The 15,843-nt window shown below is 71.9% G+C and carries 17 protein-coding genes; 13 read left to right on the forward strand and 4 right to left on the reverse strand.

Annotated elements, in window-relative coordinates; translation table 11 throughout:
* Positions 1–130 precede the first annotated feature (130 nt).
* The gene (locus IE219_RS02285; RefSeq protein ID WP_189974760.1) at positions 131–970 is read left to right on the forward strand and encodes an ATP-grasp domain-containing protein; all 840 of its coding nucleotides are present in this window, start codon (positions 131–133) and stop codon (positions 968–970) included.
* 118 nt (positions 971–1,088) lie between these two features.
* Here IE219_RS02285 and IE219_RS02290 read toward each other — a convergent pair whose 3' ends face one another.
* The 3 genes from IE219_RS02290 to IE219_RS31530 are packed head-to-tail and all read right to left on the reverse strand — an operon-like array spanning position 1,089 to position 2,477.
* The gene (locus IE219_RS02290) at positions 1,089–1,292 is read right to left on the reverse strand and encodes a MerR family transcriptional regulator (RefSeq protein ID WP_229849537.1); all 204 of its coding nucleotides are present in this window, start codon (positions 1,290–1,292) and stop codon (positions 1,089–1,091) included.
* Complete coding sequence (locus IE219_RS02295) at positions 1,286–2,077, reverse strand: hypothetical protein (RefSeq protein WP_229849538.1); 792 nt, start codon at positions 2,075–2,077, stop codon at positions 1,286–1,288. Before IE219_RS02295 ends, IE219_RS02290 begins: the two co-directional genes overlap by 7 nt.
* Complete coding sequence (locus tag IE219_RS31530; RefSeq protein ID WP_229849539.1) at positions 2,070–2,477, reverse strand: WhiB family transcriptional regulator; 408 nt, start codon at positions 2,475–2,477, stop codon at positions 2,070–2,072. Before IE219_RS31530 ends, IE219_RS02295 begins: the two co-directional genes overlap by 8 nt.
* Before the next feature lie 254 nt (positions 2,478–2,731).
* Between IE219_RS31530 and IE219_RS02305 the strand changes: the two genes are divergently transcribed.
* From IE219_RS02305 to tuf, 5 genes are all read left to right on the forward strand, one after another.
* Positions 2,732–3,181 carry a helix-turn-helix domain-containing protein gene (locus IE219_RS02305; protein WP_189974761.1) on the forward strand — a complete coding sequence of 150 codons (450 nt, stop codon included), beginning with the start codon at positions 2,732–2,734 and terminating at the stop codon, positions 3,179–3,181.
* A 323-nt stretch (positions 3,182–3,504) separates the two neighbouring features.
* Positions 3,505–3,876, forward strand: a complete 372-nt coding sequence (rpsL, locus tag IE219_RS02310) for a 30S ribosomal protein S12 (protein ID WP_003948652.1) — start codon at positions 3,505–3,507, stop codon at positions 3,874–3,876.
* Positions 3,877–3,878: 2 nt separating this feature from the next.
* Positions 3,879–4,349, forward strand: coding sequence for a 30S ribosomal protein S7 (rpsG, locus tag IE219_RS02315; RefSeq protein WP_030494244.1), 471 nt, complete (start codon positions 3,879–3,881; stop codon positions 4,347–4,349).
* Positions 4,350–4,388: 39 nt separating this feature from the next.
* Positions 4,389–6,515, forward strand: a complete 2,127-nt coding sequence (gene fusA, locus IE219_RS02320) for an elongation factor G (protein WP_189974762.1) — start codon at positions 4,389–4,391, stop codon at positions 6,513–6,515.
* Between the two features lie 159 nt (positions 6,516–6,674).
* Positions 6,675–7,868 carry an elongation factor Tu gene (tuf, locus tag IE219_RS02325; RefSeq protein WP_043230265.1) on the forward strand — a complete coding sequence of 398 codons (1,194 nt, stop codon included), beginning with the start codon at positions 6,675–6,677 and terminating at the stop codon, positions 7,866–7,868.
* A gap of 104 nt (positions 7,869–7,972) precedes the next feature.
* Here tuf and IE219_RS02330 read toward each other — a convergent pair whose 3' ends face one another.
* On the reverse strand, positions 7,973–10,018 hold the full coding sequence (locus IE219_RS02330; RefSeq protein ID WP_189974763.1) for a PIG-L family deacetylase: 2,046 nt from the start codon (positions 10,016–10,018) through the stop codon (positions 7,973–7,975).
* A gap of 296 nt (positions 10,019–10,314) precedes the next feature.
* Here IE219_RS02330 and gdhA point away from each other — a divergent pair, with 296 nt between their 5' ends.
* The 7 genes from gdhA to rplW all read left to right on the forward strand — a co-directional run bounded on the left by gdhA (position 10,315) and on the right by rplW (position 15,840).
* Positions 10,315–11,688 carry an NADP-specific glutamate dehydrogenase gene (gdhA, locus tag IE219_RS02335; RefSeq protein ID WP_268256825.1) on the forward strand — a complete coding sequence of 458 codons (1,374 nt, stop codon included), beginning with the start codon at positions 10,315–10,317 and terminating at the stop codon, positions 11,686–11,688.
* A gap of 136 nt (positions 11,689–11,824) precedes the next feature.
* The gene (locus tag IE219_RS02340; protein ID WP_189974764.1) at positions 11,825–12,187 is read left to right on the forward strand and encodes a YciI family protein; all 363 of its coding nucleotides are present in this window, start codon (positions 11,825–11,827) and stop codon (positions 12,185–12,187) included.
* Positions 12,184–13,437: an RNA polymerase sigma factor gene (locus IE219_RS02345; RefSeq protein ID WP_189974765.1), complete on the forward strand. Its 1,254-nt coding sequence runs from the start codon at positions 12,184–12,186 to the stop codon at positions 13,435–13,437. Before IE219_RS02340 ends, IE219_RS02345 begins: the two co-directional genes overlap by 4 nt.
* A 464-nt stretch (positions 13,438–13,901) precedes the next feature.
* Entirely contained in the window at positions 13,902–14,210 is a 309-nt protein-coding gene (rpsJ, locus tag IE219_RS02350; protein WP_003948644.1) for a 30S ribosomal protein S10, read from the forward strand.
* Positions 14,211–14,223: 13 nt separating this feature from the next.
* Positions 14,224–14,868, forward strand: a complete 645-nt coding sequence (gene rplC, locus IE219_RS02355) for a 50S ribosomal protein L3 (protein WP_189974766.1) — start codon at positions 14,224–14,226, stop codon at positions 14,866–14,868.
* Positions 14,869–14,872: 4 nt separating this feature from the next.
* Entirely contained in the window at positions 14,873–15,523 is a 651-nt protein-coding gene (gene rplD / locus IE219_RS02360; RefSeq protein ID WP_189974767.1) for a 50S ribosomal protein L4, read from the forward strand.
* Positions 15,523–15,840, forward strand: coding sequence for a 50S ribosomal protein L23 (gene rplW / locus IE219_RS02365; protein ID WP_030759382.1), 318 nt, complete (start codon positions 15,523–15,525; stop codon positions 15,838–15,840). Before rplD ends, rplW begins: the two co-directional genes overlap by 1 nt.
* The last annotated feature ends 3 nt before the right edge of the window (positions 15,841–15,843 follow it).

Below are 15,843 nucleotides of genomic sequence, written 5' to 3' on the forward strand. Positions count from 1 at the left end.
CCGCTGCGCCAACTGTGACAGAGAGCGTGCGCGCACGCAACTAGTTCGGGAAAGGGGGCGCCGAACCCCCGAAGAAACGTTCCCTCGGGGCCCGGGTAGGTTGACCGCCACCCGACCGAGGGAGCCGCCCGTGTCCGCCGCCCGCCCCCGCCTGCTCTACGTCACCGACCTCGCCTACCCCGCCCGCGGCCGCCGCTACTGCGACGAGGACATCGGCCTCACCGCCCGCCTGCGCGACTCCTTCGACCTGGCCCTCTGCCACCCGCGCGACGCCGCCGCCCTGATGACCGGCTTCGACGCCGTCGTCGTCCGCAACAGCGGCCCCGTCCTCCACCACCGGGAGGCGTACGAGGAGTTCCGCGAGCGCGCCGCCGCCCTCGGCACCCGCGTCTACAACCCGCCGCACGGCCGCGGAGACATGGCCGGCAAGCAGTACCTCCTCGACCTCACCGCCGAGGGCCGCCCCGTCATCCCCACCGTCGACCGCCCCGAGGACCTGCCGCTCCTCCCCGCGGCCGAGCTGTACGCGGTCAAGCCGAAGGCCGGCGCCGACTCCATCGGCCTGCGCTTCGTCCCGTACGCCGAACTGGCCGAACTGGCCGGGCTCGCGGCGGACGGCGGGCTCCTCGTCCAGCCGCGCGTCGACTTCGCGTACGAGGTCTCCTTCTACTTCGTCGACGACGACCTCCAGTACGCCCTGTACGCCCCCGACCCCGGGCGCCGCTGGGTCCTGGAGCCGTACGAACCCACCCCGGCCGACCTCGACTTCGCCCGCGGCTTCATCGACTGGAACACCCTCGACCACGGCATCCAGCGCGTCGACGCCTGCCGCACCCGAGGCGGCGCCCTGCTCCTGGTCGAGCTGGAGGACCTCAACCCCTACCTCTCCCTCGACCGCGTCCCCGACGAGGTCCGCGAGCGCTTCGCCGCCCGGCTGACGCGCTCGCTCCACGCCTTCCTGGAGGCATGAGGAAAGGGCCCCTCCTCCGGTGGGAGAAGGGGCCCTTCGCGGTACGGAACGAGCGGTACGGAACGAGCGGTACGGAACGAGCGGTACGGGTCGGGCGGTACGGATCGGGCGGCGGGGATCAGGCGGTGCGGGGCCGGCGGCGGGCCGCCCGCTCCGCCGCGAAGACGTCCTCCAGGCGGAAGAGCTGCGCCCGCCCCGCCCGGCCCGCGGCCCGCAGGTGACCGAGCTGCACCCACTTCCGGATGGTGGCGGGGGCGACCCCCGCCTCCTCGGCGGCGAGCGGCCCCGGGATCAGGGCGGGCAGGTGCGCCGGCTTCAGCACGCGGTCTCCTCGGTGTCGGTGTCCGTGCCGGTCCCGGTGTCGGCACCGGTCCCGGGGTCGTCCTCCGTGCCGTCCATCGCCGTCTCGATCTCCTCGGTACGGGCCCCGGACGCGTCCGCCAGCTCCCGCCACTCGTCCTCCCGCCACAGGTGGCGGTAGGCCGGATCGTCCTGGCAGCCGCACACCGGATCCACGCACACGCAGGCCGGGTTGACGCACAGCACCGCCCGGCGGTCGGGGAAGGCGCGCAGCGAGACCGAGTCGCACCAGGGGCAACGGCCCGCCACCCGCACCACGGGCTCCGCCTCGCCGAGCGTCCGCGCGCACCGGCGGGCCATCCGCCGGACCTCGTCCCGCACGTGCCGGGCCAGGTCCGGGTGGGCCCCGATCCCGTCCAGCAGGCCGGCGATCCGGCGCAGCCGCTCGGTGACGCCGGCCCGCGGCGGCCGGGGCAGCCCCAGCCGGGAGCGGACGGCCTCCTCCAGCTCCACCACCCCGTCGGTGACGTCCCGGATGCAGTCGGAGACGTGCAGCCGGATCGGGGCGGCGCCGTGGCCGGGGACGGCGAGCCCGTGCCGCTGCTCCAGGAGCAGCGCCTCCCGCCGCTCCCTGCGGAGCAGTTCGGCGTCGCCGGGGGAGGGGGCGGCGGGCCGGGTGCCGGCGGGGGAGCGGCGGCCGGGCGCCAGCTCCTCGGCGAGTTCGGGGAAGCGGCGGACGAGGGCGGCGGCCCAGAGGAGCGTGTCCCGCAGGACGGCCTCGGTGCCCGGGGCGGTCGGCTCAGCCACGGCGGCCTCCGGCGCGGGCGGCGACGGCGAGTCCCGCCGCGTCGAGCCGGGCGGCGAGCTCGAACGCGTCGAACGCGCCCCCGGTGCCGACGCCGGCCACCGGGGCTTCGGCGCCGGCCGTGCCGGCGCGACCGGCGGCCGTACGGAGGACTCCGCCCCCCTTCCGGGAGGAACGGGGCGTCACCGGGCGGCCGTTGCGCCACACGCGGCCCGCGCAGACGCCGTCGAACCAGCTCTCGGCGGGGGCGACGGCCTCCTCGCACTCGCGGAGGACGGGGCAGACGGCGCAGGCCCGCAGGGCCGGGGCGGCCTGTCGCTCGCGGCGGGCGAAGACGACGGACGGGGAGAGGCCGGCGCACGCGGCGGCGGCCTGCCAGGGGGTCGGGTCGGGTGGGGACAAGGCGGTTCTCTCCACGGTCCGGGGCCTCCGGTGCGCCGGGGACCCGTGGGGTGCCCGGGGCGCGGGGGGCCGGCGAGTGCGGCGACCGCAGAGTGACATGTTGCGCGCGAGCTCGCAACTAGTGATGTGGAGGCGCCTCCTTCGTTTCGACGCCCTTTCGACACGATTGCGCGCCCGAAAGCACGTAATTCTTTGCGCGCAAGCACGCTAGGATGGCGGCCCGGAGGGTGGGGATGATGAGGGAGCGGTAGAGCATGAGCACTCGAGGACTCGACGAGTTCGCCGGCTGGGTCGAAGACCTGATGAGACGGCGCGGCTACGACATCGACAGCCCGCGCGGCGGCGGGAAGTCCCGGATCGCGGACGAGGCCGGAGTCCACCGCGCCGCGGTGACCCGCCTGCTCCAGCGGCAGAGCATGCCCGACCTGGAGACCATGCGCCGCATCGCCCCGCTGCTCGGGGTCTCCGTGCGCGACATGCTGATCCGGTCCGGCCGGGTCAGCCCGGAGGAGCTGCCGCTCGCGGCGGACCTCCTCCCGCCGTCCGACTGGCAGCCCACCATGGAGGACTTCGCCCGCTGGCTGGGCGTCCCGGACGACCGCATGGGCGTCTTCGTCAAGGTCGTCAACCAGTTCCTGGAGCCCGACGCGGACGCGGCGGAGGACGGACCGGCCGCCGAGGCCCGCCGGGCGGCCCGCGACTGACCCCGTACGGGCGGGTTCCGAGGGGGAGGGGGGCGCCCCTTCCGGACCCGCCCGGCGCGCGATCCGCCGCCCGGCCTTCCGGCGGCGTGGGCTTTTCTTTTGACCGCAGTCCGTGCGATAGGTACGCTCATGCCTTGTGCCTGGGGTGTGCCTGGGCTCCCGTGCGTGTCCACAGCCGCACGGCGAGTCAGATATCGGCCGCCGCGATCCGTGCCCCTTCCGCGCTTGAGCGGGGGGTCCGCCGGGTCCGACACGCCCGACCGCGTGGGTCGGTGAATGTTCCAGGTTAGTAGTACTCACGGCACACAGAAACCGGAGAAGTAGTGCCTACGATCCAGCAGCTGGTCCGGAAGGGCCGGCAGGACAAGGTCGAGAAGAACAAGACGCCCGCACTCGAGGGTTCGCCCCAGCGCCGTGGCGTCTGCACGCGTGTGTTCACGACCACCCCGAAGAAGCCGAACTCGGCCCTCCGTAAGGTCGCGCGTGTGCGTCTGACCAGCGGCATCGAGGTCACGGCCTACATCCCGGGTGAGGGACACAACCTGCAGGAGCACTCCATCGTGCTCGTGCGTGGTGGCCGTGTGAAGGACCTGCCTGGTGTTCGTTACAAGATCATCCGCGGCTCCCTCGACACCCAGGGTGTCAAGAACCGCAAGCAGGCCCGCAGCCGCTACGGCGCCAAGAAGGAGAAGTAAGAATGCCTCGTAAGGGCCCCGCCCCGAAGCGCCCGGTCATCATCGACCCGGTCTACGGTTCTCCTCTTGTCACGTCGCTGATCAACAAGATCCTGCTCGACGGCAAGCGCTCCACCGCCGAGCGCATCGTCTACGGCGCCATGGAGGGCCTGCGCGAGAAGACCGGTGCTGACCCGGTCGTCACGCTGAAGCGCGCCCTCGAGAACGTCAAGCCGGCTCTCGAGGTCAAGTCCCGCCGTGTCGGTGGCGCCACCTACCAGGTGCCGATCGAGGTCAAGCCCGGTCGTGCCTCCACCCTCGCGCTGCGCTGGCTCGTCGGTTACTCCCGCGCCCGCCGCGAGAAGACCATGACCGAGCGCCTGATGAACGAGCTCCTGGACGCCTCCAACGGCCTGGGTGCTTCGGTCAAGAAGCGCGAGGACACGCACAAGATGGCCGAGTCCAACAAGGCCTTCGCGCACTACCGCTGGTAGTCGCAACCCACATCGAGACCGAGAGAAGACTGAGCCGATATGGCTACCACTTCGCTTGACCTTGCCAAGGTGCGCAACATCGGCATCATGGCGCACATCGACGCGGGCAAGACGACCACCACCGAGCGGATCCTGTTCTACACCGGCGTCTCGTACAAGATCGGTGAGGTCCACGACGGCGCCGCCACGATGGACTGGATGGAGCAGGAGCAGGAGCGTGGCATCACGATCACGTCCGCTGCCACCACCTGCCACTGGCCGCTCGAGGACGTCGATCACACGATCAACATCATCGACACGCCGGGCCACGTCGACTTCACCGTCGAGGTGGAGCGTTCGCTCCGCGTGCTCGACGGCGCGGTGACGGTGTTCGACGGCGTCGCCGGTGTCGAGCCCCAGTCCGAGACCGTCTGGCGTCAGGCGGACCGCTACGGCGTTCCGCGCATCTGCTTCGTCAACAAGCTCGACCGCACCGGCGCCGACTTCCTGCGCTGCGTCGACATGATCGTGAACCGCCTCGGCGCGACCCCGATCGTGATGCAGCTCCCGATCGGTGCCGAGGCCGACTTCCAGGGTGTCGTCGACCTCGTCCGCATGAAGGCCCTGGTGTACTCCGCCGAGGCCAGCAAGGGCGAGATGTACGACGTCGTCGACATCCCGGCCGACCTCCAGGAGCTCGCCGAGGAGTACCGCGGCAAGCTCATCGAGGCCGTCGCGGAGAACGACGAGGAGCTCATGGAGCTGTTCCTGGAGGGCGTCGAGCCCACCGAGGAGCAGATCTACGCCGCCGTCCGTCGCATCACCATCGCCTCCGGCGCCGGTGGCGAGACCACGGTCACCCCGGTGTTCTGCGGCACCGCGTTCAAGAACAAGGGCGTCCAGCCCCTGCTCGACGCGGTCGTGCGCTACCTCCCGTCGCCCCTCGACGTCGAGGCCATCGAGGGCCACGACGTCAAGGACGCCGAGGTCGTCGTCAAGCGCAAGCCGTCCGACGACGAGCCGCTGGCCGCCCTCGCGTTCAAGATCGCGAGCGACCCGCACCTCGGCAAGCTCACCTTCGTCCGGGTCTACTCGGGCCGCATGGAGGCCGGCACCGCGGTGCTGAACTCCGTGAAGGGCAAGAAGGAGCGCATCGGCAAGATCTACCGCATGCACGCGAACAAGCGTGAGGAGATCGACTCGGTGGGCGCCGGCGACATCGTCGCCGTCATGGGCCTGAAGCAGACCACCACCGGTGAGACGCTGTGCGACGACAAGAGCCCGGTCATCCTGGAGTCCATGGACTTCCCGGCGCCGGTCATCCAGGTCGCGATCGAGCCCAAGTCCAAGGGTGACCAGGAGAAGCTGGGTGTCGCCATCCAGCGTCTCGCGGAGGAGGACCCCTCCTTCCAGGTGCACTCGGACGAGGAGACCGGCCAGACCATCATCGGTGGCATGGGCGAGCTCCACCTCGACATCCTCGTCGACCGCATGCGTCGCGAGTTCAAGGTCGAGGCGAACGTCGGCAAGCCGCAGGTGGCCTACCGCGAGACGATCCGCAAGGCCGTCGAGCGCGTCGACTACACGCACAAGAAGCAGACCGGTGGTACGGGTCAGTTCGCCAAGGTCCAGATCGGCATCGAGCCGATCGAGGGCGGCGAGGCCTCGTACGAGTTCGTGAACAAGGTCACCGGTGGCCGCATCCCCAAGGAGTACATCCCCTCGGTGGACGCGGGTGCTCAGGAGGCCATGCAGTTCGGCATCCTGGCCGGCTACGAGATGACCGGCGTCCGTGTGATCCTGCACGACGGTGGTTACCACGAGGTCGACTCCTCCGAGCTCGCGTTCAAGATCGCCGGTTCGCAGGCCTTCAAGGAGGCCGCGCGCAAGGCTTCCCCCGTGCTCCTTGAGCCGATGATGGCCGTCGAGGTCACCACGCCCGAGGACTACATGGGCGAGGTCATCGGCGACATCAACTCCCGCCGTGGCCAGATCCAGGCCATGGAGGAGCGTCACGGTGCCCGCATCGTGAAGGGCCTCGTGCCCCTGTCGGAGATGTTCGGCTACGTCGGCGACCTCCGCAGCAAGACCTCGGGTCGCGCAAGCTACTCGATGCAGTTCGACTCCTACGCCGAGGTTCCGCGGAACGTCGCCGAGGAGATCATCGCGAAGGCCAAGGGCGAGTAACCGCACCGCGTTCCACGCACCGCGCACACACGCTTTAGGCTTGACACCGAACGGTGGGGGGCCGTCCCGGACGGGACACCCCCTGCCGGGCGGCACCCCAGCAAAGATCACCTGGCGCCGATGAAGCAAGGCGTTCAGAACCACTCCAGGAGGACCCCAGTGGCGAAGGCGAAGTTCGAGCGGACTAAGCCGCACGTCAACATCGGCACCATCGGTCACATCGACCACGGTAAGACGACCCTCACGGCCGCCATTACCAAGGTGCTGCACGACGCGTACCCGGACCTGAACGAGGCCTCGGCCTTCGACCAGATCGACAAGGCTCCCGAGGAGCGCCAGCGCGGTATCACCATCTCCATCGCGCACGTCGAGTACCAGACGGAGCAGCGTCACTACGCCCACGTCGACTGCCCCGGTCACGCGGACTACATCAAGAACATGATCACCGGTGCCGCGCAGATGGACGGCGCCATCCTCGTGGTCGCCGCCACCGACGGCCCGATGCCGCAGACCAAGGAGCACGTGCTCCTGGCCCGCCAGGTCGGCGTTCCGTACATCGTCGTCGCCCTGAACAAGGCCGACATGGTGGACGACGAGGAGATCCTGGAGCTCGTCGAGCTCGAGGTCCGTGAGCTCCTCTCCGAGTACGAGTTCCCGGGCGACGACCTGCCGGTCGTCCGCGTCTCCGCGCTCAAGGCCCTCGAGGGCGACAAGGAGTGGGGCGAGAAGCTCCTCGGCCTCATGAAGGCCGTGGACGAGTCCATCCCGCAGCCCGAGCGCGACGTCGACAAGCCGTTCCTGATGCCGATCGAGGACGTCTTCACGATCACCGGTCGTGGCACCGTCGTCACCGGCCGCATCGAGCGTGGTGTCCTCAAGGTCAACGAGACCGTCGACATCATCGGCATCAAGACCGAGAAGACCACCACCACGGTCACCGGCATCGAGATGTTCCGCAAGCTCCTCGACGAGGGCCAGGCCGGTGAGAACGTCGGTCTGCTCCTCCGTGGCATCAAGCGCGAGGACGTCGAGCGCGGCCAGGTCATCATCAAGCCCGGCTCGGTCACGCCGCACACCTCCTTCGAGGCCCAGGCGTACATCCTGTCGAAGGACGAGGGTGGCCGTCACACCCCGTTCTTCAACAACTACCGCCCGCAGTTCTACTTCCGTACCACGGACGTGACCGGCGTCGTGACCCTCCCCGAGGGCACCGAGATGGTCATGCCGGGCGACAACACCTCCATGACCGTCGAGCTGATCCAGCCCGTCGCCATGGAGGAGGGCCTCAAGTTCGCCATCCGTGAGGGTGGCCGGACCGTCGGCGCCGGCCAGGTCGTCAAGATCAACGCCTGATCTCGAACTGACCTGGTAGCTCGCACGAGTTGCTCGCAGTGAACGGGAGGGCCCCGCACCGAAAGGTGCGGGGCCCTCCTGCTTTTCCCGTACGGCACAGGGGCTCAGGGCCGCCAGGACCACGGGCGGCCGTCCGGACCGAGCCCCGCCACCACCACCCCGCCCGGCGCCGCCAGCAGCCCCGCCGAGAGCGCCGCGGGACCCCCGGGCCGCACGCGGGTGCGCCCGCCCGCCCGCACCCGGAGCCGGCCGTCGGCGCCCGTGCCCAGCAGGACGGTGCCCAGCGCCTCCGTACGGACCGCCGCCACCTCCCCGTACCCGTCCAGCCCCGCGTCGGCGCCGTCCGGGCCCAGCAGCCGCGCCGCGGCCGGCGGCCGGTGGTACAGCCCGCCGCCCGCGCTCGCCACCGCCGACCCCGACACCGGCAGCGCCCCCGGCGCCTCCCGCCCGTCCACCCAGTGCCGTACGGACGCCGGTCCCGCCGCGTACAGATGCGTACGGCCCGCCGCGTCCAGCGAGACGGCGAAACCGTCCTGCACCACCGCGTCCCCCGGCAGCGCCCGCCACGGCCCCCAGGAGCCGTCCGCCGCCCGCACCCGCTCCGCGACCCCCCGCGCCGCGTCCCGCACGAACAGCCGCACCCGGCCGTCCGGCAGGGCCAGCGCCACCGGCACGCCCAGCCGCCGGCCGCGCTCCGGGCCCCGGTCGGGCCCGCCGAGCCCCCGCCAGGCCAGGAACGGCCCGCCGGGGGAGCGCTGCTCCAGGACCACCACCTCCCGCCCGTTCGGCCCGCCACGGCCCGTCAGGGCCGTGAAACGGACCCCGAACAGCAGCACCCGCCCGTCCGGCAGCACCGCCGAGCCCAGCGCGGGCGCCAGCGGCCCGCCGCCCAGGTCCTCCGGCGGCCCCCACGCCCCCGGCCGGTCCTCCCGCCAGCGCACCGCCCGCAGCCCCAGCACCCCGTACGCGGCGATCCGCCCGTCCGGCTCCGCCGCCAGGCGCGGGGCCGCCCCCGGCCACCGGTGGTGGGTCGAGCGCACCCAGCCCTTCCGGTTGGTCAGCGGCCGGTCGCCGCCCACCCCGTAGTCGCCGCAGCCCGACGGGTTCCCGCACGCCCAGGACGGATCGCCGCCGTACGGGACCAGCCGGGCCGCCTTCCCGGCGAGCACCTCCGGCGGCAGGTTCTTCGGCCAGTGCCGGTTGTAGTAGCCGCGGAAGGCCGTCGCCGTGAAGGCCGGCACCGGCGCCCCGGCCCGCACCTCCTCCGCCACCCAGCGGATCAGCGCCGCCCAGCTGAAGCAGGCCACCGCCGTGTGGTCGCCGTGGTCCGAGAAGCCCGGCTGCTCGCTGTCGCGCCGCCGGGTCGCGTCGTCGCCCGGCTGCGCGTCCGGATCCGGGTCCAGGGTGTGCACCACGGTCGGCCGGTAGCGGCGCAGCAGCGCCACCAGGGCCGCCACCAGACCGTCGTGGTCGTACGGCCCCGGGCGGCGCACCGGCGAGCCCGCCGAGCGGTGCGGGGACAGCTCCAGCGCCCGGTCCTCCCACAGCGCCGGCACCGCCATGTAGCGGCGCGGGGTGTGCATCGGCAGGTCCAGGAAGACCAGCTCCACCCGCCGCCCGCCGTGCGCGAGGACCGCCAGCTCGGCCGCCCGGCCGCCGCCCAGGGGCAGCTCGGTCCGCCGCCACGGCGCGAACAGCGGCAGGCCGAGCGCCCGCGCGTAGCTCTGCCGCAGGCCCTGGCGGCGGGCGGAGGAGTACGCGGCCGGGTCCGGGGCCGTCCTCGGCATCCCCGCGATCCGGTTCACTCCGGTGTGCTCGCCGCCCGTCACGTAGACCGAGACCAGCGGCACCCCCGCGTCGAACAGGCGCTGCGAGTCCGGGTTCATGAAGTACAGGTCGTCGTCCGGGTGCGCGGATATCTGGAGCAGCAGCGCCCGGCCCGGGGCGCCCGCCGCGAGCGCCTTCCCGGGCGCCGGATCGGCGGCCGGCGCGGCCCGGCGCGCGTCCGGCACCGAGCAGCCGGCCGCCGCCGTGCCCGCCGCGGCGGCGACGGCGGCGGCGAGCAGCGCGCGCCGGGACGCGCCCCGCGCGGCGCCCGAAGGCGCGCCGGCGGCATCGGAAGACGTATACGAAAGCGGTGACGAGTGCACGGAAAGCGGCCCTTCCCCCCAGGGGTCCCGACGGCCGCCCACACGTTCGGCCCCTTGCTAGACGGCAGGTCCGGGGGCGTGGTTGCCCCCTCACCGGGCCGTACGCGCCGTCTCGTATTCCGGACGTACGGGATCGCTTACTGGTGCGTGCATTCACTCGGATGTAACAGTGGAGCCCGGCGGCGGTCCGACAGGTGCGGGGGCGCGCGAGGACGCCGCCCGTCAACGCTCGGCAACGGCGCCGAGCTCCGCACCGCTTCCCTGGCGCACACACCCGCGTCAGAAGGGGGTACTCCGTGCCGTCCCAGCCCACCGCCGAGACCGCCGCCGCCCGCTCCGCGCTCGACCACCTGCGCGTCGACATCGAACGGCGCAACCCGGCCCAGCCCGAGTTCCACCAGGCCGTGCACGAGGTCCTGGACACGCTCGCGCCCGTCCTCGCCGCCCGTCCCGAGTACGCCGAGCCCGGCCTCCTGGAGCGCCTGGTCGAGCCCGAGCGCCAGATCATCTTCCGCGTGCCGTGGCAGGACGACCGGGGCCGCACCCAGGTCAACCGCGGCTACCGCGTCGAGTTCAACAGCGCCCTCGGCCCCTACAAGGGCGGCCTGCGCTTCCACTCCTCGGTCAACCTCGGCATCGTCAAGTTCCTCGGCTTCGAGCAGATCTTCAAGAACGCCCTCACCGGCCTCGGCATCGGCGGCGGCAAGGGCGGCAGCGACTTCGACCCGCACGGCCGCAGCGACGCCGAGGTCATGCGCTTCTGCCAGTCCTTCATGACCGAGCTCTACCGCCACCTCGGCGAGCACACCGACGTCCCCGCGGGCGACATCGGCGTCGGCGGCCGCGAGATCGGCTACCTCTTCGGCCAGTACCGCCGCATCACCAACCGCTGGGAGGCCGGCGTCCTCACCGGCAAGGGCCAGGGCTGGGGCGGCTCCGCGATCCGCCCCGAGGCCACCGGCTACGGCAGCGTCCTCTTCGCCGCCGCCATGCTCCGCGAGCGCGGCGAGGAGCTGGAGGGCCAGACCGCCGTCGTCTCCGGCTCCGGCAACGTGGCGCTGTACACCATCGAGAAGCTCCTCGCCCTCGGCGCCAACCCGCTGACCTGCTCCGACTCCAGCGGCTACGTCTACGACGACAAGGGCATCGACCTCGACCTGCTCAAGCAGATCAAGGAGGTCGAGCGCGGCCGGGTCGCCGACTACGCCGAGCGGCGCGGCGCCTCCGCCCGCTTCGTGCCCGGCGGCCGCGTCTGGGAGGTCCCGGCCGACGTCGCCCTGCCGTCCGCCACCCAGAACGAGCTGGACGAGAACGACGCCGCCGCGCTGATCCGCAACGGCGTCAAGGCCGTCGCGGAGGGCGCCAACATGCCCACCACCGCCGAGGCCGTCCACCTCCTCCAGCAGGCCGGCGTCGCCTTCGGCCCCGGCAAGGCCGCCAACGCGGGCGGCGTCGCCGTCAGCGCCCTGGAGATGGCCCAGAACCACTCCCGCACCTCCTGGTCCGCCGCCCGGGTCGAGGAGGAGCTGGCCGGCATCATGACCGACATCCACCGCACCTGCCACGAGACCGCCGAGCGGTACGGCGCCCCCGGCGACTACGTCACCGGCGCCAACATCGCCGGCTTCGAGCGGGTCGCCGACTCGATGCTGGCGCAGGGCGTCATCTGACCCCGGCACCGCCCTCCGACATCCCCCGGAAAGATTCTTCAGAAGATCTTTCCGGGGGATGTCGAGCTTCCGGGACCGGCTCCGACCGTAGGGTGACGGCGCGCCGCAGGGGTGCGCGGAACGGGGAGGACACCCGATGAAGTACGTCGCGATGATCTACGGCAACCAGGCCAAGTGGGACTCCTTCCCCGCCGACGCCTGGCCCGAGGCGATCGCCCGCCAGGAGGCGTTCAACCGCAGGTACCGCGAGACCGGCGAACTCCTCGGCGCCTACGGGCTCGCCGACGCCGCCGCCGCGCAGCTCGTCCGCCGCGAGGACGGCGCCCCGGCCGTCACCGACGGCCCCTACCTGGAGACCAAGGAGTACCTGGCCAGCTTCTACCTGCTGGACTGCGAATCCCCCGAGCGGGCCCGGGAGATCGCCGCCGACATGCCCTTCGCGGACGTCGACCCGGTCGAGCTCTGGCCGGTCCTGCACGAGTCCGCGGCGGACGTGTGACCGGCCCGGACACCCCCGGCGTCGAGGAGCTGCTGCGGGCCCACGCCCCCCGGGTCCTCGGCGCCATGGTCCGCCGCCACGGCGACTTCTACGGCTGCGAGGACGCGGTCCAGGAGGCGCTGATCGCGGCGGCCCGGCAGTGGCCCGGCGAGGGCGTGCCCGAGCGGCCGGGGAACTGGCTGCTCGCCGTCGCCCGGCGCCGCTACGTCGACCTCGTCCGGAGCGAGGCCGCGCGCCGCCGCCGCGAGGACGGCGTCGCGCTCGCCACCCCGGCGGCCGAACTCCTCGCACCGGCCGCCGACGAGGCGGAGGCGGGGGAGCGGGCGGACGACTCGCTCGCGCTGCTCTTCCTCTGCTGCCACCGGGACCTGTCGCCGCCGAGCCGGATCGCGCTCACCCTGCGCGCCGTCGGCGGCCTGACCACGGCGCAGATCGCGGCGGCCTTCCTGGTGCCGGAGGCGACGATGGCGCAGCGGATCAGCCGGGCGAAGCAGACCGTACGGGCGGCCGGCGGGGACGCCCTCGCGCTGCCCGCGGGCGAGGACCGCACCGCCCGGCTCGCCGAGGTCCGGCACGTGCTCTACCTGGTCTTCAACGAGGGGTACACGGCGAGCGCGGGCGAGGAGCTGACCGCCCCGGAGCTCTCCTCGGAGGCGATCCGCCTCGCCCGCCTGCTGCACCGGCTCGTCCCGGACGACGAGGAGACGGCGGGCCTGCTCGCCCTCATGCTGCTGACCGACGCCCGCCGGCCGGCCCGCACCGGCCCGCACGGCGAACTGGTCCCGCTGGCCGACCAGGACCGGGGCCGGTGGGACGCGGCCCTGATCGCGGAGGGCGTCGGGCTGATCAGCCGCGTCCTGCCGCGCGGCCGGGTGGGCCCGTACCAGCTCCAGGCGGCCGTCGCCGCGGTCCACGACGAGGCGGAGTCGGCGGAGGCGACCGACTGGCCGCAGATCCTCGCCCTGTACACGCTCCTGGAGCGGGTGGCCCCGAACCCGATGGTCAGCCTGAACCGGGCGGTCGCGGTGGCGATGGCGCACGGCCCGGGGGAGGGCCTCGCCCTGCTCGACGCCCTGGCGGCCGACAAGCGCCTGGCCCGCCACCACCGCCTCCTGGCGACCCGCGCCCACCTCCTGGAGCTGACCGGCGACACCACCGCCGCGGCCGCCGCCTACCGCGAGGCGGCCCGCCGCACCACCAGCGCCCCGGAACGCCGCCACCTCACGGAACGGGCCCGCCGCCTGGACTGAGCGGCCGGTGCCCCGGGCCGCCCGCGGTGCGTGCGGCGGAGCCGGGGGAGGAGGGCCCGCGCGCCCCTCGGGTGGGGGCGGACGTGACGTGGGGTACAGTCTTGGACCCTGATTGGCGGCCCGCAGGGGCCGTATGGCAGACTGGCGGGGTTGCTCGGTTGAGTACCGATGCTGCGCGCCTCCCGCCGGGAGGACCGGAAGCGAGTCCCACAGTACTCGTCGTCCCTTCTCAGGGGCGGACGTACGGGAATCTTCCGGGAAGCGTGAGCGGGGTGCAGACCAGGCACCCGGTGGGTGTTCTCCCCCGGCTCGCGGTCCACGGCCCGCATCCCCTTGGTTGGGAAATCCTTCGGGACTTCTTCGTAGAGGGAATGCGACACGCCCGACCGCGTGGGTCGGAGAAGAACGCGAACCGACCGGGTTCCAGAGCGTTGGACATACAGAGACAGGACTACGAAGTAGCCATGGCGGGACAGAAGATCCGCATCCGGCTCAAGGCCTACGACCACGAGGTCATCGACTCCTCGGCGAAGAAGATCGTCGAGACGGTGACCCGCACTGGTGCGTCGGTCGCGGGCCCGGTGCCGCTGCCCACTGAGAAGAACGTGTACTGCGTCATCAAGTCGCCGCACAAGTACAAGGACTCGCGCGAGCACTTCGAGATGCGCACGCACAAGCGCCTCATCGACATCCTCGACCCCACGCCGAAGACGGTCGACTCGCTCATGCGTCTCGACCTGCCGGCGGGCGTCGACATCGAGATCAAGCTCTGAGGTGACGCGCGAGATGGCTAAGAACATCAAGGGCATCCTGGGCGAGAAGCTCGGCATGACGCAGGTCTGGGACGAGAACAACCGGGTCGTCCCGGTGACCGTCGTCAAGGCCGGCCCGAACGTCGTGACCCAGGTGCGTACGAACGACAACGACGGCTACGAGTCGGTCCAGATCGCCTTCGGCGAGATCGACCCGCGCAAGGTGAACAAGCCCCTCAAGGGCCACTTCGCCAAGGCCGACGTCACCCCGCGCCGTCACCTCGTCGAGATCCGTACCGCTGACGCCAGCGAGTACACCCTCGGCCAGGAGATCACCGCCGAGGTCTTCGAGGCGGGCATCAAGGTCGACGTCACCGGCAAGAGCAAGGGCAAGGGCTTCGCCGGTGCCATGAAGCGCCACAACTTCCGTGGTGGCAAGGCCTCCCACGGTGCCCACCGTGTGCACCGCAAGCCGGGTTCGATCGGTGGCTGCGCCACCCCGGGCCGCGTCTTCAAGGGCATGCGCATGGCCGGCCGTATGGGCAACGAGCGCGTGACCACCCAGAACCTGACCGTTCACGCCGTTGACGCGGAGAAGGGCCTGCTGCTCATCAAGGGCGCGGTTCCTGGTCCGAACGGCGGCCTCGTCCTGGTCCGCACCGCGGCCAAGGGGGCCTGAGGATATGAGCACCATTGACATTCTGTCGCCCTCCGGCGACAAGGCGGGGACCATCGAGCTCCCGGCCGAGATCTTCGACGCCAAGGTCAGCGTCCCGCTGATCCACCAGGTCGTCGTCGCGCAGCTGGCCGCGGCCCGTCAGGGCACGCACAAGACCAAGACGCGTGGCGAGGTTCGCGGTGGTGGCAAGAAGCCGTACCGCCAGAAGGGCACCGGCCGCGCCCGTCAGGGTTCGACCCGCGCCCCGCAGTTCGCCGGTGGTGGCGTCGTGCACGGTCCCGTGCCGCGTGACTACTCGCAGCGGACCCCCAAGAAGATGAAGGCCGCCGCCCTCCGCGGTGCCCTCTCCGACCGGGCCAACCACTCCCGCATCCACGTCGTCACCGGCGTGGTCGAGGGTGGCGTCTCCACCAAGGCCGCCAAGACGCTGTTCGGCAAGATCTCGGAGCGCAAGAACCTGCTCCTGGTCGTCGACCGCGCCGACGAGGCCGCGTGGCTGTCCGCCCGCAACCTGCCCCAGGTCCACATCCTGGAGCCGGGCCAGCTGAACACGTACGACGTGATGCGCTCTGACGACGTGGTCTTCACCCAGGCCGCCCTCGAGTCCTTCGTGTCTGGCCCCAAGGCCGCTGACAACGAGGGGAACGAAGCCTGATGGCCGAGATCACCAGCAAGACCTTCACGGACCCGCGCGACGTCCTCGTCAAGCCGGTTGTCTCCGAGAAGAGCTACGCCCTGCTCGACGAGAACAAGTACACGTTCATCGTCGCGCCCGGCTCCAACAAGACCCAGATCAAGCAGGCCGTCGAGGCGGTCTTCTCGGTCAAGGTCACCGGGGTCAACACGATCAACCGCCAGGGCAAGCGCAAGCGCACCCGCACCGGTTTCGGCAAGCGCGCCAACACCAAGCGCGCCATCGTGACCCTTGCTGAGGGCAACCGAATCGACATCTTCGGCGGCCCGACCGCCTGACGG

This window comes from Streptomyces termitum (assembly GCF_014650175.1).
Classification (GTDB): domain Bacteria; phylum Actinomycetota; class Actinomycetes; order Streptomycetales; family Streptomycetaceae; genus Streptomyces; species Streptomyces termitum.